The organism is Kitasatospora sp. NPDC091335 (genome assembly GCF_044757205.1).
In the GTDB taxonomy this organism is placed as follows: Bacteria; Actinomycetota; Actinomycetes; order Streptomycetales; family Streptomycetaceae; genus Kitasatospora.
Map to the genome: position 1 here is coordinate 177,058 of NZ_JBIVUM010000001.1, position 22,375 is coordinate 199,432.

Genomic DNA, 22,375 nt, shown 5'->3' on the forward strand with positions numbered 1-22,375 from the left:
TGCCGCACGGAGCGGGCCGGCCGGCCCGGGCGCTACCGCCGTCCCCAGCGGGAGCGCGGGGCCGCGGGCGGGCGGGTCGGGAGGCCGGCGGTGCGCAGGGCGGCGAGGGTGGTGCGGTGGCGGGCCTCGTCGGCGAGCAGCGCGGCCAGCAGCTGCCCGTACAGCCCGGAACTGCCGGCGCCGTCCAGGGCGGCGGCCAGCCGGACGACCTCGACGGGCGGGCGCAGGACCGCGAGTTCGTGCAGCAGGAGGGTGGCGAGCGCGGGCGGCAGGCCGGTCGCGAGGTCGGCGAGGTCGGGGGTGGAGCGGCCGGCGGCCTGGCGCAGCAGGGTCCGGACGTCGCCGGCCCGGCCGTGCTGCTGGAGGCAGGCGGCGAGGGAGGTCAGCTCGGGCACCGGCGCCGAGCCCCACTCCCAGAGCAGCGTCGCGCTGTCGGCGGCCAGCCCGGCCCGCTCCAGCGCGGAGAGCAGGCCGGGGAGGGAGGCGGCCGGGTGGCTCCAGAAGGCGTGGAACACCTCGGCGGCCTCCTCGGCCAGACCCAGTTCGCGCAGCTCGGCGAGCACGGCGACGGAGTGCTCGGGCGCCGACCGGGCGATGCCGCGGGCGAGTTGGAGGGAGGCGCCGGCCGGGCCGTACCGGGACAGCATCCCGACCAGCAGCGCGGCGTCGGCGGGGGTGAGGCGGGCGGCGGCCGCGTCGATCACCTCGGTGGCCTCGGCGAGGGAGCCGGACCGGTGGAGGGCGGTGATCCGCTCGGTGAGGGCACCGATGTCGGGGCGGACGGGCGTCAGCGTGGCCTGCTGCCGGTGTTGCCGAGGTGGTGGCGGTGGCGGCTGGTGCTGCCGCGCCGGCGGCTGCGGGTGCTGCTGTGGTGACGGCTGTTGCGGCGGCTGTTGCGGCGGCTGTTGCTGCTGCGGTGATGGCGGCTGCTGCCGTTGCCTGATCCGGCTCTCCAACTCCTCCAGCTGATCGCTGAGTTGGAGGCAGCGGGCGCTCAGGCCCTCGCGCAGGGTGCGGGCCTGGGTGAGCTGCCGCAACAGCTCGTCGTCCGGCCGCTGGCGGCCGGGGGCGGCCCGGACGGCCTCGTCCAGTCGTCGTTCGCGCTGACTCGCGTAGCGGCTCGCGCGGAGTAACTCGTCCAGTTCTACGCGGAGTTCGGCGACCTGTTGCTCGCCCTCCGGCTGTCGGCCCGCGGGTTGTGCCGTCGGCCGCATGCGCATGATCGCCCCAACCTGTCCATCCAGACCCTGACTGCGTGACATCCTGGCGTCAGTATGTGGCTGGGGCGTTAAGAGTGCACGACCAGTCGTGTCCGAGTGGTGTCAAGGAGCGCGCAGAGGGCGGTCGTTGTGAGAAGTGCGCCGGTCGCGCTCCGGAGGAGGGTCGCCTCGTAGTAGGGGCCCGGAGCGAGGGTCGCGACGGCCCATCCTGCGGCGACTCCGGCGAGGGCCGGGAGCAGGAGCGGCGACACGTCCCCGCGGACCGCCGCGCCGACCACCAGGAGCCCTGCCAGGGCGGCGAGTTCGGGTGTGCCGAAGGTCTGCGCGTACCGGATCGCCAGCGCGGGGACGAGGAACAGCGCGAGGGCCCGGCCGATCGTGCCGGCGAGTGCGGCGGTGCGCGGGCCGGGCGGCCGCGGGGCCCGGGCCGGAACGGCGCGGGTGGCGACGAGCACCGCCAGCGCGGCCGCGGCGGACGGGAGACGGTCGCCGATCCGGGCGAGGTTGTAGAGCAGCACGGTGTCGTACAGCACCAGCATCAGCTGGCCGTACGCCCACAGGTCGAGCGCGAAGCGGAACAGGCTGCGGGCGGGCTCGCCGCCGGCTTCGGGCTCGCCGCAGGTCACGGGTTCGCTCCGGGCCAGCCAGGCGATGAGCGGGGGTGTGAGGCAGGCCGCGAGCCCGCGCAGGACGAGGTCGTCCACGGTGTACGGATTCCGCAGGTGCCACTCCACCGCGCCGAACGCCACCGTGTAGGAGACGGCGGCGAGCGGGATCAGCGGTGAGCGGGCCAGCCGGACGTACAGCGCGCGGTCCAGCCGCCGGACGACGGCGGTGAACGCCAGCAGTACCAGCGGCAGTTCGAGGAAGGCCTGGACCCGGAGCACGGACGGGGCCAGCAGCTCCGGGGCGGGGAAGCGGGCGGCGAGGGGGCCCAGACGCGGGACGTCGAACCACCCGGGCGGCAGGTAGCGGGTGATGAAGGAGACGTCGCCGCCGTGCACCCGGTCCACGTGGACCGCGACGAGGACCTGGTTGAGGAAGACCAGCGCGACGACGGCCGCCAGCACCGGCTCCGGGCCGAACGCGCGGCCGAACACGCGGCCGGGCCGCCGGGCCGGGGCCCCGCGGCGCAGCACCCTCGGCGCCAGGACCAGGGCGACGGCGGCCGAGGCCACCACCGTCCCGTCCAGCAGCGCGGCGACCGTACTCACGCGCCCAGCCGGGCCCTGGCCTCCATCAGCGCGAAGCCGAGCAGGTTCGACCCGCGCCACTCGGCGGGCTGCTGGGACCGGATGTCGTCGGCGGCGAGCCCGATGCCCCAGATCCGGTCCAGCGGGCTGGCCTCCACCAGCACCCGGTCGCCGGTGCCCAGCAGGTAGCCGCGCAGTGCCTCGTCCTGGCCGAACTTGGCGACGTTGCCCGCCACCACCAGCTCGAAGCGGCCGGCCACCCAGGTCTCGTCGTCGAAGCCCTGGACCAGCCGGCCCAGCTTCTTCGCCTCGGCGGGCGTCCGGGCCGCCAGCACCCGCCGCACGATCTCCTCGTCACCGAACATCCGGGCCTTGCCGGCCATCATCCAGTGCTCGGCGGAGGCGTACGTGACCCCGTCGACGGTGAACTCGCCCGGCCACCACTGGCTCAGGCACTCCTGCCTGGTCCCGCCGCCCTTGCGCTCGGTGTGCCCCCAGAACATCACCCACTTCGGACGCGCCCCGTCGGCCATCGCCGCGGCCAGCTCCTCGCGGCTGCGGACGGCGGCCAGGTCCCCCACGTGCATCTCGCTCATATCGTCATCCTGACACAAAGGGTTCGGGGGTCGCCAACCGTTTGGGGGGCCGCCCGGCGGGTCGCTCCGGGGCCGGTCGCCCTCCACGGCCGGCCCTTCGCGGTCGGCTGTCCTCGGTCAGCCCTTCGCGGCCAGCTCCAGGAAGCGGAGGCCGACCCCGGTCACGTCGTCGGCGGTCCAGGAGCGGGCCTGCTCGCCGAGACTGACCTCGGCCATCGCGAGGCCGGGGGCGGCGTCCTCCCAGTGGGAGACGAACCAGATCCCCTCCTGCTCGGCGAGCGCCAGGTGGGCGGCGTTCAGGGCCTCGGCGGGGTGGGGGAGCCAGAGCTGGAACTCGTGGGTGGGCGGGACCACCGGGTGGAGGCGGGCGCCCGGAAGCGCGGCCAGCGCCGGGGCGAGGGTGGTCGCGGTGTGGCGGACGCAGTCGGGCAGGAGGGGCAGCACGGTGTCCAGGCCGTGGAGGGCGGCGAGGGCGGCCGGCCACTGCTGGAAGAGCTTGCCGCCGTAGCGGTGGCGCCAGGTGCGGGCGTACGAGGTGAGAGCGGCGTCGCCCGCGAGAGCGGCCCCGCTGATGCCGCCGAGGTCCTTGTAGTAGGAGACGTAGACGCTGTCGGCGAGGGCGGCGATCTCGTCGAGCGGCCGGTCGAAGTGGACGGTGGTGTTCCAGAGCCGGGCGCCGTCGAAGTGCACCCGGGCGCCGGCCTCGCGGGCGGCGGCGACGAGGGCGGTCAGCTCCTCCCAGGTGGGGAGGAGGTAGCCGGGGTCGCGCAGCGGGAGTTCGACCGCCAGGGTGCCGAACGGCTCGCCCAGCGCGTGGAGTTCCGCCGGGGTGGGCTGGCGCTGCCCGGTGGTGGGCCACAGGCCGCGCAGGCCGGTGAGCTGGGTGTGGGCGTGCCGCTCGTGCCGCTCGATGTGGCTGAGCGGGTGGAGGGCCACGGCCGGGTTGCCGGTGCGCTCGGCGTGGTGGCGCAGGGCGACCTGCTGGGCCATCGTCCCGGTCGGGAAGAAGACCGCGTCCTCCTTGCCGAGCAGCGCGGCGGTCCGCTCCTCCAGCTGTCGCACCGGCCCGTCGTCGCCGTAGACGTCGGGGACGGCGTCCGAGCCGTCCAGGGCGGCGAGCTGGGTGAGGCGCTCGCGGATGCTGAGGAGGCGGTCGCCGGAGAGGAAGCGGGTGGCGGACCTGCGGGCCGCGCGGCGCCGGTGGGGCAGGCTCTGATCGTCGGTCATCCGACGATTGTCGAACCCGTGGCGCGGTCGGGCCAACTGCTTTCCGGCCCGGCTGCCGCCCGGCGATCCCGCCCTGCCGTCCTGTCGCCCTGCCGCCCGGCGGCCCCGGCTCCGGGCCGACTCCTCCGGGTCCTCCGGGTCCGCCCCGGCCGTCAGCGGGACCGGTAGTAGGCCTCGACGGGGGTCCGGGCCTCTTCGTACAGGGCCGGGCCCTCCTGCGCCACCACCGGCCAGGCGCCGGACTCCGGGTTGAGCGCGACGAGTTGCTCCGTCGACAGCGCGTACACGACCCGGCCGATGCCGGAGCGGACGATGCCGCCGCCACACATCCCGCACGGCCGGCAGCTGGTGTACATCGTGGTGCGTGCGGCCGCGTCCGGGTCGAGTTCGCGGGCGGCCCAGCGGGCGAGCTTCAGCTCGGGGTGGGCCGTGATGTCGTCGTCGCGGCGCACGGTGTTGTGGGCCTCGGCGAGGATCCCGCCGTCCGGGCCGGCCAGCAGGGAGCCGTACGGGGCGTCGCCCAGGACGACCGCGCGGGCGGCGATGGCGATGGCGCGGCGCAGCAGGGCCTCGTCGGCTTCGGTGATCACGCGGTCCTCCAGTGGGTGGTCAGGGTGGTGAGTGCCTGCCAGGCCTCCCGCGGTCGCCGGGTGTCCTCCGGACTCCCGTGGTAGGGGTCGAACACGACGGTCCCGGCGCCGAGTTCGCGCAGCTGGTGGAGGTCGTCGAGGACCTGGTCGAGGGTGCCGACTCCGGCGGGCCGCTCGGGGCCGTCGACCGGCGTGGTCGTCAGCCGCAGGGCGATGCGCGGGGCGAACCCCGGCATCGGGTGCTCGCCCAGGACCGACCGCATCCGGGCGAGCGGGAGCCGCAGCGGGTGCCAGGCGTCGCCGAACCGGACCGTCCGCCGGAGTGCCGCCTCGCTGTGGCCGCCGACCCAGACCGGTACCGTCCGGCGGTCGGGCTCACCGGCCCAGGCGTCCCGCAGGGTGCCCAGGTACTCGTCGGTCAGCCTGCCGCGCGCGCCGAACGGCACGCCGAGGGCGTCGAACTCCTGGCGTGCCCAGCCGACCCCCACGCCGAGGACGAACCGGCCGCCGCTGAGCCGGTCGAGGGTGCTCGCCATCCGCGCCACCAGCAGGGGGTTCCGGTAGGGCAGGACGAGCACGGTCGTGCCCAGCCGCAGGCCGGGGGCGATCCCGGCCAGCCAGGAGAGCGTGGTGAACGGCTCGTAGAACGGCTCCGGGTACCGCTCGGCCACGTCCGGGGTCACCGCCACGTGGTCCGACACCATGAGGAGGTCGAAGCCGAGGCCCTCCGCGGTCCGGGCCCACTCGCGCAGCACGCCGGGGTCGGTCCCCGGGCCGAAGTTCGGTACGTTGACGCCAAGTTGCATGCTGTGAGGCTATCCCCGTGATCATGGCGGACGGAATGGGATCTTCCCCGTCCTGGCCGTTGACCGCCGTGGTTCTCCCGGTAGATTCGTGCCATGGCCGTGAATCTCGACGACATCGACTGGGCGATCATCGAGCAGCTGCAACGGGAGGCCCGCATCTCCCTCAGCGAGCTGGGGCGGCGGGTCTCCCTCAGCCCGTCGGCGACCACGGAGCGGGTGCGGAACCTGGAGTCGCTGGGCGTCATCACCGGCTACCACGCGGTGGTGGACCTGGCGAAGGTCGGCTATCCGGTGCTCGCCGTCGTCCGGCTGAAGTACCCGGGCAACCGCCACGAGCCGCTGCGCCGGCTGCTCGCCGAGCGGCGGGAGATCCTGGAGTGCCTGCGCACCACCGGCGACGACTGCTACACCCTGAAGGTGGCGGCCGCCTCCATGGAGCACCTGGAGACCCTGGTGGACGAGCTGGCGGGCTTCGGCAGCACCACCACCAGCGTCGTCTACAGCCGGACGCTGCCGCTGCGCGGGCCCGGCCGGCCCTGATGTCCGCGGGCGAAGGTGCTCCCTCGATCGGGGGAGGCCGGCCGCTCTCCGCGCGACCAGACTGGCGGGCGTGACCAGGGAGATTCCTTGCTCCCCACGTTCCCAACGGAGTTGAACCGTGCGCCGTCCGAAGATCCGCCACATGGCACTCGCCCTCTCGCTCTCGACCGCCGCGGCCGCCGGGGTGCTGACGCCGTCCACCGCATCGGCCGCGGCCTCACCGGACGCGGTGCAGCAGGGGCTGAACGCGCTGGTGCGGACGGACGGGGTGCCCGCCGCGCTCGCGACCGTCCGGGACGGGTGGGGCCGGACCCGTGACTACACCGCAGGGGTGGGGGACCTGGCCACCCGCGCCGCGGTCCCCGCCGACGGACAGGTGCGGATCGGCAGCAACACCAAGACCTTCACCGCCGTCGTCGTGCTCCAGCTGGTGGGGGAGGGGAGGATCGACCTCGACGCCTCGGTCGACACCTACCTCCCCGGGCTGGTCCGCGGGGAGGGCGTCGACGGGCACGGCATCACCGTCCGGCAGCTCCTCCAGCACACCAGCGGCCTGCCCGACTACGAGGGGCTGCTGGACGAAGCCTCCCTGCGCCAGCGGTACTTCGAGCCCCGGGAGCTGCTGGACATGGCCCTCGGGGGGAAGCCGGTCTTCGCCCCCGGCGAGAAGTTCGGCTACAGCAGCACCAACTACGTGCTGGCGGGCCTGATCGTCCAGCGGGTCACCGGGCGGCCGCTCGCCGAGGAGATCGACCGGCGGATCGTCCGGCGCATCGGGCTGCGGCACACCTACTTCCCGGCCGCGGGGGACCGGACCATCCGGGAGGCCCATCCCAAGGGCTACCGCAAGGACTCCGCCGACGGGCCGCTGACCGACTTCACGGAGATGGACCCCTCGGCGGGCTGGGCGGCCGGACAGATGATCTCCACCAACGCGGACCTCAACCGCTTCTTCACCGAGCTGCTGACCCCGGGCCGCCTGCTGCCGGAGGCCCAACTCGCCCAGATGCGCACCACCGTGCCGATCGGGGACAGCGGCGCGGGCTCCGGACTGGGCATCCTCAGCCGGCCGCTGACCTGCGGCGGGGTCTACTGGGGGCACGGCGGCGACATCCCCGGCTACGAGACCCGGGGCGGCGTCACCGAGGACGGGCGGGCGGTGAACATCACGGTGACCACCATCCCGGCCGACTACGCCGTCACCGAGCGGCTCGAAGGAGTCGTGGACGCCGCCCTGTGCCGCTGACCGGTGCGCTGACCGGACCGCTGATCGGACGTCCGGCCGTGGGCTGGTCGGACCGCTGACCGGACCGCTGGTCGGTGCGCTGATCGTCGGCCGCTTCGCTGGACCGGGTGGTCAGGAGCGACGGCTGTTCCCCTCGTCACCCATGACGGCGTTCCCGTGGTGGACGGAGATGCTGGAGTACGTCGCCCGCATGCGTGCGGCGTGGGCGGTGCGCTGCTGCTCGATCAGGATTCCCTCGGCGTCGTCGAACTGGTGCCGCCGCGCCCGTTCCCGGAGCACCAGGTAGGTGGTGGCGCCGATGACGGTGCCGACGAGTACGAGCAGGAACACCGTGACGAGGACCATGACGTCACCCTTCCCCTGGTTCGAGTGCGTCCCCTTCTTATCTCACAGTTGCTCCGTGATGTCACCGGCTCACTGAGGGCCGACGGGTCGATGGTCCCCGGGGCGTCGCGGGCACACCGGGCGCCGCGGGCATGACTTTCGACAGATCCGGTGCGCCGGCGGCCCTCGTAGGGTCGTGGGCATGCGGATGAGTGGGGTGGCGCTGCCGGTGGCGGCGTCCGTGTGTGTCGGGCTGGCTGTCACGAGCCTGTGGTGGGCTCTGCCGGCGATCGGGTTCTCCTTCCTGGCCGGGCTGCGGACGGACCGGGTACGGCCGGCAGCGGTGGTGTTCGCCGTCCTGGTCGGGGGCGGGGTGCTGGTGGTCGGGTCGGTGCCCTCCTGGATCGTCCTCGGCCTGCGGTTCGTCGCGCTCGCCGTGAGCGCCGGGATGGGCCCGTGGCTGCTGGGCCGGTTCTGGTGGCAGTCGCAGGAACTCGTCCGTGCCGGGTGGGAACGGGCCGAGCGGCTGGAGCGCGAGCAGCAACTGGTCGCCGAGCAGGCCCGGCTGCGCGAACGGGCCCGGATCGCCCAGGACATGCACGACGCCCTCGGCCACGACCTCAGCCTGATCGCGCTGCGTGCCGGGGCACTCAAACTCGCCCCTGACCTGGCCCCGCCCCACCGGGAGGCCGTCCAGGAGATCAGGGCGGGTGCGGCCGCCGCCGTCGAGCGGCTCGGCGAGGTGATCGGCATACTGCGCGACGGGGACGAGAGCGACGGCAGCGCCCGCAGGGCCCACGGGCCGGCGGACTCGGACATTCCGCAGCTGGTCGCCGAGGCGGCCGCCGCGGGCCTGGACGTCCGCTCGGAGATCCTCGGTGAGCCGGGCGGGCTGCCGCGCGCGACCGAGCATGCCGCGTACCGGGTGGTTCAGGAGGCGCTGACCAACGCAGCGAAGCACGCCCCGCGGGCTCCCGTCACCGTGGAGGTGGCGTACTCGGCCGAGGGCGCTCGGGTCCGGGTGGCCAACGGCCCTGCGCCTGTGTCCGCATCCGCTCCTGTGTCCGCGGCCGCATCCGCGTCCGTGTCCGTGCTTCGGCCCACGCCCGCCGGCCCCGGCGCGGCGCCGTCGGCGCCGGCGTCAACCCCGCGCGGCGCAACGCCCACCGGAACGTTCACCGGCAGCTCCACGCCGGCCGCCGGAGCGCCCACCGCGACGCCCACCGCGACGCCCGCCGTACCGCCCGTCGGCGGCCGCGGTCTGGTCGGGCTGACCGAGCGCGTCCGGCTCGCGGGCGGCACCTTCGCCCACGGCGCCCGCCCGGACGGCGGGTTCGAGGTCACGGCGGACCTGCCACGCCGCGCCGCCGGGCCCGTCCCGCCGCCGCCCGCCGCCCCGCCGTCGCCGGTGCGCGAGCTGCGCCGGGCACGGCGGAAGGTGGGCCGGACGCTGGCCGCCGTGGTGCTCGTCCCGCTGACGACGGCCGTGCTGCTGATCGTGGCCCTGCGAGTATGGACGTTCTACGTGGTCGGCCTGTCGGTGCTGGACCCGGAGGTCTACGCCTCCCTCCAGCTCGGGCAGGACCAGGCCTCGGTCGAGCGCCTGCTGCCGGGCCACCGGTTGCCGTACCGTCCGCCGAGCGGGCCGTCGACGCCCGCGCTGCCGTCGGGGGAGGGGATCTCGTGCACCCACTACGCCATCACCGCCGAGCTCTTCGTGGACCGGGCCGGCGACGCCTACCGGCTGTGCTTCCGGGACTCCCGGCTGCTCTCGCGTGATGTGCTCCGGTCCTGACGGACCGGCACACCCCGCCTTCGCCCTCACCTTCTTTCCCACCTCAGCCCGTACCTCCGTACCGGGCGACCGACAGGAGCCGCCGATGACCACCGCACCGATCCGGGTGCTGCTCGCCGACGACGAGCCCATGATCCGCGCGGGCCTGTGCGCGGTGCTCGCGACCGACCCCGGCATCGAGATCGTCGCCGAGACCGGGGACGGCCGGGAGGCCGTCGAGCTGGTCCGGCGCCACCGGCCGGACGTCGCCGTGCTGGACATCCGGATGCCCGGGACGGACGGCATCACGGCCGCCGCCGAGATCCGCCGGACCGGCCTGGCCACCGGAGTACTCATGCTGACCACCTTCGGTGAGGACGACTACATCCTGCGCGCGCTCAGCGGCGGCGCGAACGGGTTCCTGATCAAGTCCGGTGAGCCCGAGGAACTGCTCGCCGGGGTGCACGCGGTGGCGGGAGGGGCGGCCTACCTCTCACCCAAGGTGGCCGCCCGGGTGGTCGCCCACCTGGCCGCCACCGGTGCCGGTGGCCCCGCCGACCGGCGTGCCGGAGCCAGGGAACAGGTGGCCGCCCTGACCGCCAGGGAGCGGGACGTACTGACCCTGATCGCCGCCGGGCTGTCCAACGGCCAGATCGCCCGCCGACTGGGGGTGGTGGAAGGCACCGTGAAGGCCCATGTGAGCTCCGTCCTGGCGCGGCTCGGCGTGGCCAACCGGGCGGCCGCCGCCGTTCTCGCCCACGAGGCCGGGCTGACCCTCGGCGCGACCTGCGCGGGCGGCCCACGGGACTGAGACGGCCGGGGGCGCGATTGTCGGCGGGGCGGTGGTCACGCCGGAGCCCCCGTCCGGGCCCGGAGCCGAGGCCCCGCCCGAGCCCGGGGCCGACGGTATCGGTGGTGCCGACAGCAGCTTCCCGAGCACGGGCGCCCCGGCCAGGGCCGTCACGGCGCCGGTGGCCACCGGCCGCAGGACGAGGACCACGGCCGCCGTGACGGTGCCGCCGAGCGCGGCGCCGGCCAGCACGTCGTGCGGGTAGTGCACCCCGGCCGCCACCCGCAGCGCCGCCGTGGCACCGCCGACGAGTACGGCCGGCAGCGCCCAGCGCGGGCGCAGCAGCACCAGCCCCGTCGCCAGCGCGACGGCCAGGGTGGCGTGGTTGCTGGGGAACGACCAGTCGCCCGGCGGCGGGCACTCGGCGGTGGCCGTGCCCGGCAGCCCGGTCAGGGCCCGGCAGGGCCGCTCCTCGTCGAGGACCACCTTCAGCGCCTCGCTCGCCCCGTAGGCCAGCACGGTGCCGAGCCCGACCAACGCCACCCCCGCGACCACATCGGCGGCCCGCCGGGCCCGGGCCGTCCACCAGCAGAAGACCAGCAGGAGCCCCAGCACCAGCAGCCCGACCTCGGTGGCCGGCTCCAGCAGCGAGGCCACCGCGTCCGGAGCGTCGCCGACGGCCTCCGCCACCCGCCGGTAGCCGCCGGCCGACCACCCGGACAGCACGCGCACCGGCCCCGCCCCGCCCCCGCCACCCCGCTCCGGCGCCAGCCAGGCCACCACCCCGGCCCCCGCGCAGAGCAGGGGCACGGCGAGGGCGGGCCTGCCCCTGCCCGACGCCCCGCTCGCCCGGGTCCGGGTCGCCCGGGTCGCCCGGGTCGCCCGGGTCGCTCCGGCCGCTCTCCCGGGACCGGCGGCACCGCTCGGGCCGGTCGTCCTGGAATTCCTGTCCGTGTACGTCATGGTCCGGACGGTAGAAGCCGAGGAGCCCTTTCCACCCGACCCGAAAGTCAGGTAACGACCATGACGATGGTCAGGGTTGACACGGCGACACAGGCCGCGCGGGTACCCTGCGCCCATGTCCGCCCGCAACGCGCCGACCTTTCCCACCCGCCACTCCGGCGACCCCGGCCGGGTCGCCGCCCTGATCGTCCCCGGCACCGGCTACTCGCCCGCCAGGCCGCTGCTGCACGCCGGCCAGGCGCTCGTCATGCGTGACGAAGGCCGTGAGCACGTGCTCAGAGTGTTCGGCGCAGGCGAGGTGAACGGCGTCGAGCGTGCGGAGGCGCCGGGCGCGGAGCAGCCGGTCGAGCGGGTCGGTGGACGTGTCCGGCAACTCCTGTGGTGCGCCGGTCCGGATCAGCGCGCGCGGTACCTCGACCCGGGCCAGGCACTGGTCGTACGGCCTTCGGGACCGTGCGACGAGAGGAGCGCGCCCAGCGTCGTGGATTCGTTCTCCGGCACCAGGGGCACCAGGGGCACCAGGGGCTCGAGGGGCGCGCAGGAGTCCAGGTGGATCAGTGGTCCTCCTCGCCCCGCATGGCGAGCAGGGCACCGGCGGCCGAACCGAGCCCGGCCCCGGCCCCGGGGAGTGGCCAGTCGGCCAGGCCGCGCGCGGTGGCGGCGTTCTCCGGGTCGATGGTGCCGTCACGAACGAGGCCCTCCGGCACCTGATGTTCGGGGTCGGTCAACTCACTGGTGTGCTACTGGAGTTGGCGGATGTGGGCGCCGACTGTCATACGACTTCACGGTAGGGCCGGCCGTGCGGCGATGACGAGGACGTGCGTCGATTTCACACGAAGGAGTGCAGCCAGACTCTCACTCCCGCCCCGGGAACCCGTGCCGCCGTCCGCCGACGGTCACGGCCAGTGCGACGGCCAGCAGGACGAGGGCGGACCAGGGCAGCGCGGTCGGCCCGGCGTGGTCGAGGAGCAGGCCGCCCGCCATCCCGGCCACGGCGATGCCGAGGTTCCAGCAGGTGACGAGGAGTGACTGGGCGATGTCCCCGGCCGGGCCGGACGCGTCGGCGACGGCGGTCTGGAGGAGGGTGGCGGCGCCGCCGAAGCCGAGGCCCCAGACCGCGGCGGCGGCGTAGACGGGCAGGCCCGTCCTGCCGAGCAGGGCGGCGGCGATGACCAGTGCCGCGACGGCGAGGAGGACGCAGGAGGCGATGGTCAGGGTGCGCAGGTGCCGGTCGATGAGGGCGCCGGTGCCGAGGACGCTCACCAGCGAGGACAGCCCGATGACGAGCAGGACGACGTCCGTCCGGCCGTCGAGCCCCAGCGGTTCGAGCAGCGCGGCGACGTACGTGTAGAGGATGTTGTGGGCGAGCACGAAGGTCGCCGTGACGGCCAGGACGGTGGCCACGCCCGGAATCCGCAGCACCTGCCGCACGGGGGTGCGGGCCCGGCCCTCGCGCCCGGGCAGTTCCGGCAGCGCGAGCAGCATCCAGCCGGTCAGCGCCACGGCGATCACGCTCATCAGCCCGAAGGTGGCCCGCCAGCCCGTCAGGCCGGCCAGCAGGGTGCCGGCGGGCACGCCCACCGACAGGGCGACCGTCGAGCCGGTCATGGCGACGGCCATCGCCCGTCCGCGCTGCTCCGGTGTGACGATGCCCCGGGCGTACCCGGCGAGCAGGGCCCAGAGCAGCCCGGCGACCAGGCCGGCCGCGAACCGGGCGGCCATGGTGAGCGGGTAGCTCGGTGAGAGCGCGGTGACGGCGTTGGCCGCGGCGAAGCCGCCGACGGCGACCAGCAGCAGGCGCTTGCGCGGCAGGCGTCCGGTCACGGCGGTCAGCGGGATGGCGGCCGCGATGGAGCCGACCGCGTAGAGGGTGACGGACTGTCCGGCGGCGGACTGGCCGACGCCGAGGTCCGCGCTCATGGCGGGCAGCACCCCGGCGGGCAGGGCCTCGGTCATGATCGTGACGAATCCGCCGGTGCTCATGGCCAGCAGCGCGGGCCAGGGCAGCCGGGGCGCGGGGGCCACCGGCGGGCCGGGGGTGCGGAGTTCAGGGCTGCGGAGTTCGGAAGCGGGGAGCTCGGGAGTGGGCATGGGCCCGATCGTCTATCGTTGACATCCATGTCAAGGTCCAGCCGGGAAGCTCCGGCCCGGGGTGAGGGTGGTCACACATGCGCATCGGCGAACTCGCCGGACTGACCGAGACGACCCCGCGCCTGCTGCGCTACTACGAGCAGCAGGGGCTGATCACGCCGCGCCGCGAGGCCAACGGCTACCGCGCGTACGACGAGTACCTCGTGGACCGGGTCCTGCAGATCCGTGGGCTGCTGGACGCGGGGTTGCCGACCCGGATCATCAAGCAGATCCTGCCCTGCCTGGACACCCCGCGGACGATCCACTTCGTCGACGCCACACCGGAGATGCTCGCCACCCTGGAGTCCGAGACGGACCGGATGACCAGCCGGATCCAGTGTCTGACGCGCAACCGGGACGCCATCCGGGAGTACCTGGACGTGGTCAAGGGCCTCTCCGACCCGGCCGTCCGACCCGCCGCTTGACCTTGTCACCGGTGTCACGGTTGGACGCTACGGTCATGACCGACTCCGCGATCCACCACACCGCCTTCGGCGAGGGCACCCCGATCGTCCTGATCCACGGCTACACCCTCGACCACCGCGTGCTGCTCCCGCTCGAACCCGCCTTCGCCGGCCGCCCCGGCTGGCGGCGCCTCTACCTCGACCTCCCCGGTCACGGCACCAGCCCCCGGCTGCCGGGCCCCGCCTCGGCGAGCACCCTGACCGAGGCCGTCCTCGGCTGGATCGGGGCCACGGTCGGCCGGGAGCCCTTCGCCGTGGTCGGGCAGTCCTTCGGCGGACAGCTGGCGAGGGCGGTGACCGCGCGGTTCGGCGAGCAGGTGCTGGGTTCGGCGCTGCTGGTCCCGGTGGTGCGCTGGGGCGCCGACCGCGCCCTGCCCGAGGAGACCGTGGTCGAACGGGACGAGGAACTCGTCGCCCGGCTCCCGGTCGCCGACCGCGAGCTGTTCCGGTACGTCATGGCCCGGCAGACCGAGGAGAGCCGGGAGCTCTTCGAGCGGTACGTCCGGCCGGGCTGGCAGGCGCACGACCGGGCGGCCGCCGCCGAGCTCGAAGCCGACTTCCTGCTGCCGCGCTGGCCCGAGCACGGCGCCCCGCAGCACCGCGGCCACCACCTCCTGGTCACCACCCGGCAGGACGCCCTGGTCGGCTGGCGCGACCAGCTCGCCCTGCTCGACCACTACCCCCGGATGGCCGCCACCGTCCTCGACGGCGCCGGCCACAACCCCCAGGTGGAGGCCGCCGAAGCCGTCCGCGCCCCGTTCGGCGCCTGGCTCGACCGGCTCGCCCTGCTCGAACGCTGAGGACCGGTACCGCGAACGCCGACGCCCTCGCGGCCACCGGAAGTACCGGTGGCCGCGAGGGCGTTCGCCGCCGTCGGAGCCCGAGAGCCCGAAGCCCGAGAGCCCGAAGCCCGAGAGCCCGAGAGCCCGAGAGCCCGAGAGCCCGAAGCCCGCAGGCCCGGATCAGCCGATGGAACGGGGAAGGCGGGTGGTCAGGTACAGGATGGTGAAGGAGCCGAGGAGCTGGATGCCCAGGCAGAGGACGAGGGCCCGGTCCAGGCCGAGGCTGGGGGAGAGCGAGAGGTAGAGGGTGCCGAGGGTGGCGACGCCGAGGGCGAGGCTGGACTGCTGGCCGGTGGCCAGGACGCCGCTGCCGACGCCGGCCCGGGCGGCGGGCACCTTGGCGAGGACGACCCGGAACAGCGGGGTGCCGATCAGGCCCTGCCCGATGCCCGCGAGGGCGACGCCAGGGGCCATCCGCAGCGGGGAGAAGTGGGCCCAGTCGGCCGTGATGGTCAGGGCCAGGGTGGCGAGGCCGGCGGCCTGCACGACGGCGCCGGCGCTGAGCACCCGGCTGCCCCAGCGGCTGATCAGCCGCGGTCCCGCGAGCGAGGCGGAGAAGTAGCCGACGGCCATCGGGACGAGGGCCCAGCCGGCCGCGACCGGGCCGAGGTGGAGGCCCTGCTGGAGGGCGACCGCGATGACGAACATGAAGCCGCCGAAGCCCGCGAAGTAGGGGAGCGCGATGCCGAGACCGCGCCGCATCTCCGGGATGCGCAGCAGGGAGGGCGGCACCAGCGGGGTGTCCCCGCGCCGTTCGGCGCGGCGCTCGACGACGCCGAAGGCGACGGCGAGGACCGGGAACAGGGCCAGCAGCACCCAGGACCAGAGCGGCCAGCCGGCGGCGCGGCCCTCCATCAGCGGGATGAGCAGGGAGATCAGCGCGGCGGTGAGCAGGACGGTGCCGGGGATGTCGATCCGGGCGGCCCGGGGGGCCTTGCTCTCCGGGACGTAGCGGACCGCGAGCACCACGGCGAGCAGCGCGAACGGCACGTTCAGCAGGAACACGGAGCGCCAGCCGGTGCCGAACAGGTCGGCGGCGACCAGCATTCCGCCGAGCACCTGCCCGATCACCACCGAGATGCCGCCGACCGCGCCGTAGACGCTGAGCGCGCGGCCGCGCCTGGCGCCCTCGGTGGCGGCGGTGATGGTGCCGAGCACCTGCGGGATCAGCAGCGCGGCCGAGGCGCCCTGGGCGGCCCTGGCGGCGACCAGGGACCACGCGCCGGGGGCGAGGCCGCAGGCCAGCGAGGTGAGGGCGAAGGCGGCGGCGCCGACGACGAAGAGCCGGCGCCGGCCGTAGGTGTCGCCGAGGCGCCCGCCGAGGACGAGCAGCACGGCGAAGGCGATGCCGTAGCCGGCGGCGACCAGTTCGAGGACGGCGGGCCCGGCGGCCAGGTCGTGGTCGATGGTGGGCAGGGCGACGTTGACGATGAAGAAGTCGAGCATCGGGAGGAAGGCGCCGAGCAGGACGGTGACCAGCCCGGCGGTGCCGAGGGTGGCGGCCGCGGATCCGGCGGGGCCGGGGGCGGCGGTGCGGTCGGCCGCGGTGCCAGGGGTGGCGGCGGTGCGGTCCGATGAGGGGGCGACGGCGAGTGGTTGGGTCACTGGTCCTACGATCCGCCGCTCCGTACCCTGGTACCAGAGTGTGGTTATCCGGGTATAAGAAGTACCTGGCAACGGGCCGGCAGCTGTCGCATGCTGGGGAGCATGAGCCTCGCCACACGCCCCGCGCAAGCCCGTCCGGCCGCCGACGCCGCGCACCGGACCACCCCCGGCGACGCCCGCCGGCACGAGCTGGGCGCCTTCCTGCGCAGCCGCCGCGAGCGCATCGCGCCCGAGCAGGTGGGCCTGCCGATGACCGGCCGCCGCCGGACGCCGGGGCTGCGCCGGGAGGAGGTCGCGCAGCTCGCCGCGGTCGGGGTGACCTGGTACACGTGGCTGGAGCAGGGGAGGGAGATCCAGGTGTCCACCCAGGTGCTGGACGCGGTGGCCAGGGCGCTGCTGCTGGATCCGAGCGAGCGCGCCCACCTGTTCACCCTGGCCGGCGCGGACGACCCGGCGCCGGTGAAGGAGTGCCCCTCGGTGACCCCGGGCGTGCGGCTGCTGCTGGAGCAGTTGGCGCCGTACCCGGCGGTGGTGCTCAACTCCCGCTACGACGTGCTGGCGTCCAACGCCCAGTACACCTCGATCGTCGGCGACCTCGGTGAACTGGCCCCCGAGGACCGCAACCTGATCTGGATGGCGTTCACGCCCTCGCAGTTCCGCGAGGTGCTGGTCGACTACCGCACCGAGCGCCTCGGGATGGTGGCCCGGTTCCGCTCGGCGATGGCCGACCACAGCTCGGAACCGGCCTGGAAGGCACTGCTGGCCCGGCTGCTCAAGGCCTCGCCGGACTTCGCGGAGACCTGGCAGCGGCACGACGTGATGCGGCCCGGGAACGGCATCAAGCGGTTCCGGGTGCCCGGCGTCGGACTGCTGCGCTGCGAGTACACCAACTTCTGGCTCAGCCCGCGGCAGGGGAGCCGGATGATCACGTACACCCCGCTGGACGACGAGACCCGCGCGCTGATGGACGAACTGCCCACGAGGGGCTGACTCAGCCCCGCACCGCGGCGTCCCGCCCGAGCCGCAGGCACACCACCGCGAGCGGCAGCTCGATGCAGAAGGCCATCACCAGGGCCGCGAGCATCGCGGGGCCCGGTCCCGCGCAGGCTATGTCGGCCAGCGCGTCCCCGGTGAGCAGCAGGGCCACCGCCGCGCCGGCCCACAGCGCGGCGGCACTGCGCCGGCGCAGCAGCGCGTCCAGCGAGAGCAGGGCCGCGAACTCCGTGAGGTCGAGCACGACCCACGGGGTCTCGTGGCAGACGGCGAGGACCGCCAGCCAGGGCAGCAGCGCGACCGCCGCCAGGACCGGCACCCGGGCGAAGCGCGCGGGCAGGACGTACGGGGAAGCGGCGCGAGGGGCGAGGACGGCGGTGCTCATGCCGCACCCCGGACCCGACGCGCCCGGCCGGGAGCGGGCCACCGGCCCGGGCCCTGCTCCCGCACCCGCTCCAGCGGCAGCCGCTCGGCCGTCCCGCCGGCCGGGTGTCCGACCCGCACCGCGTCGAACGGCCCCTCGGCCCAGGAGACCCAGAACCGCCCGGCGACCGTGACCACCTCGGCCGACGCCCGTACCCGGCGGAACGGCCGCCGCCCGGTGAACACCACCGAGGGCACCGCGCCGTCGGCCGCCAGCCGGCCCCAGGCGAGCACGTGCCTGGCCCGCCCGGCCGACGGGCAGTGCCGCGCCCCGCGCAGCAGTTGCGGGGTGAGCCGGGAGGCGACCAGGACGTCGGTCAACTCGCCGTGCTGGTACAGCTCCAGCGCGGCCCGGCCGCGCCCGGACCCGACGATCCGGACCGACCAGGGGCCGGCCCCGGTGGGCAGCGACCCCTCCGCCCCCGACGCCGACCGGAGCGCGGCCCCGGAAACACCCCCGTGGCTCCCGGGGCCGGGCCGCCCGTGCGGCGGAGTGGCGGAGTGCGATGCAGTGCTCGTCATGCCCTCAAGACTTCCGGCCCGACCCCCTTCCTGTCGGTGGTGCCCCACACCGAATCGGGGGTGTAGCTAGATACACCCCCACTGGGAACCCCCCTTCATGGCGGCCCGTGATCACCGGGCCCTACGCTGTCCGGCATGCCCTCCACCACGTTGCGCCGAGCGCTCGTCAGGAGCCTCCGGCGCCCACCGTGGTCGCCCGAGGTCTGGCGGGACATCCGCTTCACGGCCGCCGGAACGCCGATGGCGCTGCCGGTCTGGCTGGCCGTCACCGATCCGCGGCTGCTGTTCCCCGCGCTCGCCGCCGTCCTGCTCTGCTCCCGCCCGCTGACCGCGGTCCAACGCGGCCGGCTGCGCGCCCTGTACGGGGTGGAGGTGCCGCCGCTGCGGCCGCCGGTGGGACGCCAGTTGCTGCTGCTGGGAGTGACCTGGCGTCAGGCCCTCTACCACCTGGTGGCCGGACCGCTGCTGGCGGCGGGCGCGCTGGTGGTGCTGTACGCCTGGGCCGCCGCCGTGGTGCTGGCCACCGTGTACGGCTGGGTCTGGCTGATGCCCGCGGGGACGGACGTGCGCACCGGCCTGGCGGGGGAGGACGTCCTGTTCACCCTCGCCGGGGTGCTGCTGCTGGCGGTGCTGCCCTGGCCGGGGACGCAGCTGGCCCGGCTGGAGGCGTGGGCGGCGCGCCGGCTGCTCGGCCCCGACCGGGTGGAGGCGCTGGAGCGGCGGGTCGAGGAGATCGCCGAGAGCCGGGCCGGGCTGGTCGACGAGGTGGACGCCGAGCGCCGCCGGATCGAGCGCGACCTGCACGACGGCGCCCAGCAGCGGCTCACCTCCCTCGCGATGAACCTGGGCCTGGCCCGGCGCACCCTCAAGGACGTGCCGCCCGAGGCGATGCAGGTGATCGTCGACGCCCACGAGGCGGCCCAGGCGGCCATCGACGAGCTGCGCGACCTGGTCCGAGGCCTGCACCCCGCCGTCCTGGAGGACCGCGGCCTGGACGCGGCGCTGTCCGGTGTCGCCGCCCGCGCGCCGCTGCCGGTGCGGCTGGACGTCGACCTCTCCGAGCCGGTCGCCCCGACCGTCGAGGCGGTCGCCTACTTCACCGTCTCCGAGGCGCTCACCAACGTGGCCAAGCACGCCAGGGCCAACCGGGTCGACCTCTCGGTACGGGCGGCCGGCGGGCGGCTGCGGCTGGTCATCAGCGACGACGGCGTGGGCGGCGCGGACCCGGCGCGCGGCACCGGGCTCACCGGCCTGCGCAAGCGCGCCGCCTCGGTCGACGGCACGCTGTCCGTTCTCAGCCCCCTCGGGGGGCCCACCACCATCACCGTGGAGTTGCCGTGCGTGCTGTGATCGCCGAGGACTCGGTCCTGCTGAGGGTCGGCCTGGTCAAGGTCCTGGAGGCGGTGGACTTCGAGGTCGTGGCGGCCGTCGGGGACGCCGAGGAACTGCTGGCCGCCGTCGAGGACCACCGCCCGCAGGTGGTGGTCGCCGACGTCCGGATGCCTCCCGGATTCAGCGACGAGGGGGTGAAGGCGGCGATGGTGATTCGCCGGCAGTGGCCGGACACGGCCGTCCTGCTGCTCTCCCAGTTCGTGGAGGAGCGCTACGCCGCGGACCTGCTGGCGACCAACACCAGGGGGGTCGGCTACCTGCTCAAGCAGCGGGTGGCCAACGTGGACGACTTCCTGGAGGCGCTCCAGCGGGTCGCGGCGGGCGGCACCGCGCTGGACCCCGAGGTGGTCGCCCAGCTGCTGCTGCGCCGGCACCGGGACCCGCTGGAGAAGCTGACCCCGCGCGAGCGCGACGTGCTCGCCCTGATGGCGGAGGGCCGCTCCAACGCGGCCATCGCCGGCTCGCTGGTGGTGAGCGACAGCGCGGTGGCCAAGCACATCAACTCGATCTTCACCAAGCTCGACCTGCCGCCGGCCGAGGACAGCCACCGCCGGGTGATGGCCGTGCTGCGCTTCCTGGAGGTCGGGTAGCGGTGAGTGGGGTGAAGGCCTGGCGGGTCGTCGGGGCGGGCGTGATCGTCCTGGTCATGACCGGCGGCGCGCTGCAGACCTGGTCGATGGCGGTGCAGCAGCGCACCAGCAGCAGCCGGCCGTACGACAAGGCGATCCGCGGGGTCCGGCTGGAGACCGGCAACGCCTCGGTCAGGGTGCGGGCCGGCCGGGAGGGCCACGTGGTGGTCCACCAGAGCCTGGACTGGCTGGTGCGCAAGCCGGTGGTGTCCGTCACCATCGTCGACGGGGTGCTCACCGTCGCCATGCGCTGCCGCAGGGTGCTGCCGTTCGCGGACTTCGGCTGCGGCGCCGAGATCGAGCTGGAGGTACCGGCCGCGACCGAGGTGTCCGGATCGGTGGGCTCAGGATCCGTCCGGGTGGAGGGGCTGAGCGGGAACGTGCGGATGGAGCTGACCTCCGGGGAGCTGGTGCTGTCGGACACCTCGGGGGACGTGACCGTGGGCGTCACCTCCGGGCAGGTGCGGGGTGGCAACCTGAGCGCCCGGCGGGTGACGGCCCGGGCGAACTCGGGCTCGGTGTCGCTGAACTTCGCCAAGGCCCCGGCCGTGGTGGACGCCGCGGCCACGTCCGGTTCGGTGGAGATGACCGTGCCGAAGGACAGCCGGTACGCCTTCTCCAGCGAGACCGGCAGCGGGCACGGCGGGATCGACCCGCTGCTCGCGGACCCCGGGAGCCCGAACCGGATGCACGTCGCGGTCACCTCCGGGTCGATCTCGGTCAACCCGTCGATGTCGTCGGAGCCGTCGGAGCCGGTGGAACCGCCGGAGCCGTCGTCCCACCCGGATCCGACGTTCGCGCCGCGGTCGGCCCCGTAGCCGGGGCCTCCCGGCGCGACGCGGAGGCCGCTCACCCGGGTGGGGGACAATGGAGAGTCCCGTCCCCACCACCCGAGGTCAGCCGCGCATGACAGCCACGCCCGCACCCACCGCGTCGGACACCGAGTTCGCGCCGCTCGACATCGGCCCGATCCGGGTGTGGCCGCCCGTCGTGCTGGCGCCGATGGCCGGCATCACCAACGCGCCGTTCCGCACCCTGTGCCGTGAGCAGAGCGGCGGCAAGGGCCTGTACGTCTCGGAGATGATCACCACCCGGGCGCTGGTCGAGCGCAACGCCAAGACCATGCAGCTGATCAGGTTCGACCCGAGCGAGAAGCCGCGCTCGATCCAGCTGTACGGGGTGGACCCGGAGACCGTCGGCAAGGCCGCCCGGATGATCTCCGAGGAGGGCCTGGCCGACCACATCGACCTCAACTTCGGCTGCCCGGTCCCCAAGGTCACCCGCAAGGGCGGCGGCTCGGCGCTGCCGTACAAGCGCAACCTGCTGCGCGAGATCCTGCGCGAGGCCGTCGCCAACGCGGGCGACCTGCCGGTGACCATGAAGATGCGCAAGGGCATCGACGACGACCACCTCACCTACCTGGACGCCGGCCGGATCGGCGCGGAGGAGGGCGTGGCCGCGATCGCCCTGCACGGCCGCACCGCCGCCCAGCACTACGGCGGGACGGCCGACTGGTCGGCGATCGCCCGGCTGCGGGAGTCCGTCCCGGCGCACATCCCGGTGCTGGGCAACGGGGACATCTGGTCGGCCGACGACGCGCTGCGGATGATGCGCGAGACCGGCTGCGACGGCGTGGTGGTGGGCCGCGGCTGCCTGGGCCGGCCGTGGCTGTTCAAGGACCTGGTCGCGATCTTCGAGGGCGACGTGGACTACGCCCGCCCCGACTTCGGCTACGTGGCCGCGGCGATGGTGCGCCACGCGCAGCTGCTCGGCGAGTGGATCGGGGACGAGACGCGCGGCGTGATCGACTTCCGCAAGCACGTCGCCTGGTACACCAAGGGCTTCTCGGTCGGCTCCGAGCTGCGGGTGCGGCTCGCCGGCTCCTCCTCGTTGGCCGAACTGGCCGAAACCCTCGCCCAGGTGGAGCAGTCCCAGGCCTGGCCGGCCGGTGCGGACGGCCCGCGCGGGCGGACCAGCGGCAACAACCGGGTGGTTCTGCCCGAGCACTGGTTGGACGATCCGTATGACTGCGCCCGGCCGGGTGCGGACGCCGAATCGGACACCTCTGGTGGCTGACCTGGCCGAAGTGTAGAAAACGGCCTTCCG

At 74.7% G+C, this 22,375-nt stretch carries 24 protein-coding genes and 1 pseudogene; 12 read left to right on the forward strand and 13 right to left on the reverse strand.

Features of this window, described 5'->3' with window-relative positions; translation table 11 throughout:
• Nucleotides 1–32 precede the first annotated feature (32 nt).
• The 6 genes from ACIQOW_RS00780 to ACIQOW_RS00805 all read right to left on the reverse strand — a co-directional run bounded on the left by ACIQOW_RS00780 (nt 33) and on the right by ACIQOW_RS00805 (nt 5,632).
• Nucleotides 33–1,220, reverse strand: a complete 1,188-nt coding sequence (locus ACIQOW_RS00780) for a hypothetical protein (protein ID WP_401078094.1) — start codon at nt 1,218–1,220, stop codon at nt 33–35.
• A gap of 68 nt (nt 1,221–1,288) precedes the next feature.
• Entirely contained in the window at nt 1,289–2,434 is a 1,146-nt protein-coding gene (locus ACIQOW_RS00785; RefSeq protein ID WP_401078097.1) for a hypothetical protein, read from the reverse strand.
• Entirely contained in the window at nt 2,431–3,009 is a 579-nt protein-coding gene (locus ACIQOW_RS00790) for an NADAR family protein (protein ID WP_401078100.1), read from the reverse strand. The genes ACIQOW_RS00785 and ACIQOW_RS00790 overlap by 4 nt, the downstream gene beginning before the upstream one ends.
• A 117-nt stretch (nt 3,010–3,126) precedes the next feature.
• Nucleotides 3,127–4,236 (reverse strand): threonine aldolase family protein, encoded by a 1,110-nt coding sequence (locus ACIQOW_RS00795; protein ID WP_401078103.1) that lies wholly within the window; start codon nt 4,234–4,236, stop codon nt 3,127–3,129.
• A gap of 152 nt (nt 4,237–4,388) precedes the next feature.
• Nucleotides 4,389–4,826 carry a nucleoside deaminase gene (locus ACIQOW_RS00800; protein ID WP_401078106.1) on the reverse strand — a complete coding sequence of 146 codons (438 nt, stop codon included), beginning with the start codon at nt 4,824–4,826 and terminating at the stop codon, nt 4,389–4,391.
• Entirely contained in the window at nt 4,823–5,632 is an 810-nt protein-coding gene (locus ACIQOW_RS00805; protein WP_401078109.1) for an LLM class flavin-dependent oxidoreductase, read from the reverse strand. The genes ACIQOW_RS00800 and ACIQOW_RS00805 overlap by 4 nt, the downstream gene beginning before the upstream one ends.
• A gap of 93 nt (nt 5,633–5,725) precedes the next feature.
• Between ACIQOW_RS00805 and ACIQOW_RS00810 the strand changes: the two genes are divergently transcribed.
• Together ACIQOW_RS00810 and ACIQOW_RS00815 are read left to right on the forward strand one after the other, a co-directional pair.
• Nucleotides 5,726–6,172, forward strand: coding sequence for an Lrp/AsnC family transcriptional regulator (locus ACIQOW_RS00810; RefSeq protein ID WP_401078112.1), 447 nt, complete (start codon nt 5,726–5,728; stop codon nt 6,170–6,172).
• Between the two features lie 142 nt (nt 6,173–6,314).
• Nucleotides 6,315–7,418, forward strand: a complete 1,104-nt coding sequence (locus ACIQOW_RS00815; RefSeq protein ID WP_401079753.1) for a serine hydrolase domain-containing protein — start codon at nt 6,315–6,317, stop codon at nt 7,416–7,418.
• Between the two features lie 111 nt (nt 7,419–7,529).
• Here ACIQOW_RS00815 and ACIQOW_RS00820 read toward each other — a convergent pair whose 3' ends face one another.
• Complete coding sequence (locus ACIQOW_RS00820; protein WP_188298634.1) at nt 7,530–7,763, reverse strand: hypothetical protein; 234 nt, start codon at nt 7,761–7,763, stop codon at nt 7,530–7,532.
• 181 nt (nt 7,764–7,944) lie between these two features.
• On the opposite strand from ACIQOW_RS00820, the gene ACIQOW_RS00825 reads away from it, so the two are divergent.
• A complete protein-coding gene (locus ACIQOW_RS00825) occupies nt 7,945–9,537 on the forward strand; it encodes a sensor histidine kinase (RefSeq protein WP_401078115.1) in 1,593 nt (530 codons plus the stop codon).
• 85 nt (nt 9,538–9,622) lie between these two features.
• Entirely contained in the window at nt 9,623–10,327 is a 705-nt protein-coding gene (locus ACIQOW_RS00830; protein ID WP_401078118.1) for a response regulator, read from the forward strand.
• Between the two features lie 237 nt (nt 10,328–10,564).
• On the opposite strand, the pseudogene ACIQOW_RS00835 reads toward ACIQOW_RS00830, so the two are convergent.
• Nucleotides 10,565–10,861, reverse strand: a pseudogene (locus ACIQOW_RS00835) (phosphatase PAP2 family protein); the annotation flags it as partial.
• On the opposite strand from ACIQOW_RS00835, the gene ACIQOW_RS00840 reads away from it, so the two are divergent.
• The gene (locus ACIQOW_RS00840) at nt 10,827–11,006 is read left to right on the forward strand and encodes a hypothetical protein (protein ID WP_401079825.1); all 180 of its coding nucleotides are present in this window, start codon (nt 10,827–10,829) and stop codon (nt 11,004–11,006) included. The pseudogene ACIQOW_RS00835 and the gene ACIQOW_RS00840 sit on opposite strands and share 35 nt — an antisense overlap.
• A gap of 817 nt (nt 11,007–11,823) precedes the next feature.
• On the opposite strand, the gene ACIQOW_RS00845 is transcribed toward ACIQOW_RS00840, so the two are convergent.
• Nucleotides 11,824–11,997: a hypothetical protein gene (locus ACIQOW_RS00845; protein ID WP_401078121.1), complete on the reverse strand. Its 174-nt coding sequence runs from the start codon at nt 11,995–11,997 to the stop codon at nt 11,824–11,826.
• Nucleotides 11,998–12,124: 127 nt separating this feature from the next.
• Nucleotides 12,125–13,360, reverse strand: coding sequence for an MFS transporter (locus ACIQOW_RS00850; RefSeq protein ID WP_401078124.1), 1,236 nt, complete (start codon nt 13,358–13,360; stop codon nt 12,125–12,127).
• 77 nt (nt 13,361–13,437) lie between these two features.
• On the opposite strand from ACIQOW_RS00850, the gene ACIQOW_RS00855 reads away from it, so the two are divergent.
• Complete coding sequence (locus ACIQOW_RS00855) at nt 13,438–13,824, forward strand: MerR family transcriptional regulator (protein ID WP_401078127.1); 387 nt, start codon at nt 13,438–13,440, stop codon at nt 13,822–13,824.
• A 35-nt stretch (nt 13,825–13,859) separates the two neighbouring features.
• Nucleotides 13,860–14,663, forward strand: a complete 804-nt coding sequence (locus ACIQOW_RS00860) for an alpha/beta fold hydrolase (RefSeq protein WP_401078130.1) — start codon at nt 13,860–13,862, stop codon at nt 14,661–14,663.
• 162 nt (nt 14,664–14,825) lie between these two features.
• Here ACIQOW_RS00860 and ACIQOW_RS00865 read toward each other — a convergent pair whose 3' ends face one another.
• Complete coding sequence (locus ACIQOW_RS00865; protein WP_401078133.1) at nt 14,826–16,310, reverse strand: MFS transporter; 1,485 nt, start codon at nt 16,308–16,310, stop codon at nt 14,826–14,828.
• A 102-nt stretch (nt 16,311–16,412) separates the two neighbouring features.
• On the opposite strand from ACIQOW_RS00865, the gene ACIQOW_RS00870 reads away from it, so the two are divergent.
• Entirely contained in the window at nt 16,413–17,300 is an 888-nt protein-coding gene (locus ACIQOW_RS00870; protein ID WP_401078136.1) for a helix-turn-helix transcriptional regulator, read from the forward strand.
• Between the two features lies 1 nt (nt 17,301).
• Here the strand turns inward: ACIQOW_RS00870 and ACIQOW_RS00875 are convergent, their stop codons facing one another.
• Both ACIQOW_RS00875 and ACIQOW_RS00880 read right to left on the reverse strand, forming a co-directional pair.
• A complete protein-coding gene (locus tag ACIQOW_RS00875) occupies nt 17,302–17,688 on the reverse strand; it encodes a hypothetical protein (RefSeq protein ID WP_188298626.1) in 387 nt (128 codons plus the stop codon).
• Nucleotides 17,685–18,248, reverse strand: coding sequence for a hypothetical protein (locus ACIQOW_RS00880; RefSeq protein WP_401078140.1), 564 nt, complete (start codon nt 18,246–18,248; stop codon nt 17,685–17,687). The genes ACIQOW_RS00875 and ACIQOW_RS00880 overlap by 4 nt, the downstream gene beginning before the upstream one ends.
• A 135-nt stretch (nt 18,249–18,383) precedes the next feature.
• On the opposite strand from ACIQOW_RS00880, the gene ACIQOW_RS00885 reads away from it, so the two are divergent.
• The 4 genes from ACIQOW_RS00885 to dusB all read left to right on the forward strand — a co-directional run bounded on the left by ACIQOW_RS00885 (nt 18,384) and on the right by dusB (nt 22,345).
• Nucleotides 18,384–19,598: a histidine kinase gene (locus ACIQOW_RS00885; protein WP_401078143.1), complete on the forward strand. Its 1,215-nt coding sequence runs from the start codon at nt 18,384–18,386 to the stop codon at nt 19,596–19,598.
• Nucleotides 19,586–20,230, forward strand: coding sequence for a response regulator (locus ACIQOW_RS00890; RefSeq protein ID WP_401078146.1), 645 nt, complete (start codon nt 19,586–19,588; stop codon nt 20,228–20,230). The genes ACIQOW_RS00885 and ACIQOW_RS00890 overlap by 13 nt, the downstream gene beginning before the upstream one ends.
• A gap of 2 nt (nt 20,231–20,232) precedes the next feature.
• Nucleotides 20,233–21,087, forward strand: coding sequence for a DUF4097 family beta strand repeat-containing protein (locus tag ACIQOW_RS00895; RefSeq protein ID WP_401078149.1), 855 nt, complete (start codon nt 20,233–20,235; stop codon nt 21,085–21,087).
• 88 nt (nt 21,088–21,175) lie between these two features.
• Nucleotides 21,176–22,345, forward strand: a complete 1,170-nt coding sequence (gene dusB / locus ACIQOW_RS00900; protein WP_401078152.1) for a tRNA dihydrouridine synthase DusB — start codon at nt 21,176–21,178, stop codon at nt 22,343–22,345.
• Nucleotides 22,346–22,375 lie beyond the last annotated feature (30 nt).

Coding starts and splice junctions, on each gene's coding strand:
- ACIQOW_RS00855 (WP_401078127.1), top strand. CDS start 13,438: ATGCGCATCGGCGAACTCGCCGGACTGACCGAGACGACCCCGCGCCTG.
- ACIQOW_RS00780 (WP_401078094.1), bottom strand. CDS start 1,220: ATGCGCATGCGGCCGACGGCACAACCCGCGGGCCGACAGCCGGAGGGC.
- ACIQOW_RS00880 (WP_401078140.1), bottom strand. CDS start 18,248: ATGACGAGCACTGCATCGCACTCCGCCACTCCGCCGCACGGGCGGCCC.
- dusB (WP_401078152.1), top strand. CDS start 21,176: ATGACAGCCACGCCCGCACCCACCGCGTCGGACACCGAGTTCGCGCCG.
- ACIQOW_RS00825 (WP_401078115.1), top strand. CDS start 7,945: ATGCGGATGAGTGGGGTGGCGCTGCCGGTGGCGGCGTCCGTGTGTGTC.
- ACIQOW_RS00860 (WP_401078130.1), top strand. CDS start 13,860: ATGACCGACTCCGCGATCCACCACACCGCCTTCGGCGAGGGCACCCCG.
- ACIQOW_RS00885 (WP_401078143.1), top strand. CDS start 18,384: ATGCCCTCCACCACGTTGCGCCGAGCGCTCGTCAGGAGCCTCCGGCGC.
- ACIQOW_RS00830 (WP_401078118.1), top strand. CDS start 9,623: ATGACCACCGCACCGATCCGGGTGCTGCTCGCCGACGACGAGCCCATG.
- ACIQOW_RS00790 (WP_401078100.1), bottom strand. CDS start 3,009: ATGAGCGAGATGCACGTGGGGGACCTGGCCGCCGTCCGCAGCCGCGAG.
- ACIQOW_RS00850 (WP_401078124.1), bottom strand. CDS start 13,360: ATGCCCACTCCCGAGCTCCCCGCTTCCGAACTCCGCAGCCCTGAACTC.
- ACIQOW_RS00870 (WP_401078136.1), top strand. CDS start 16,413: ATGAGCCTCGCCACACGCCCCGCGCAAGCCCGTCCGGCCGCCGACGCC.
- ACIQOW_RS00815 (WP_401079753.1), top strand. CDS start 6,315: ATGGCACTCGCCCTCTCGCTCTCGACCGCCGCGGCCGCCGGGGTGCTG.
- ACIQOW_RS00820 (WP_188298634.1), bottom strand. CDS start 7,763: ATGGTCCTCGTCACGGTGTTCCTGCTCGTACTCGTCGGCACCGTCATC.
- ACIQOW_RS00805 (WP_401078109.1), bottom strand. CDS start 5,632: ATGCAACTTGGCGTCAACGTACCGAACTTCGGCCCGGGGACCGACCCC.
- ACIQOW_RS00875 (WP_188298626.1), bottom strand. CDS start 17,688: ATGAGCACCGCCGTCCTCGCCCCTCGCGCCGCTTCCCCGTACGTCCTG.
- ACIQOW_RS00810 (WP_401078112.1), top strand. CDS start 5,726: ATGGCCGTGAATCTCGACGACATCGACTGGGCGATCATCGAGCAGCTG.
- ACIQOW_RS00795 (WP_401078103.1), bottom strand. CDS start 4,236: ATGACCGACGATCAGAGCCTGCCCCACCGGCGCCGCGCGGCCCGCAGG.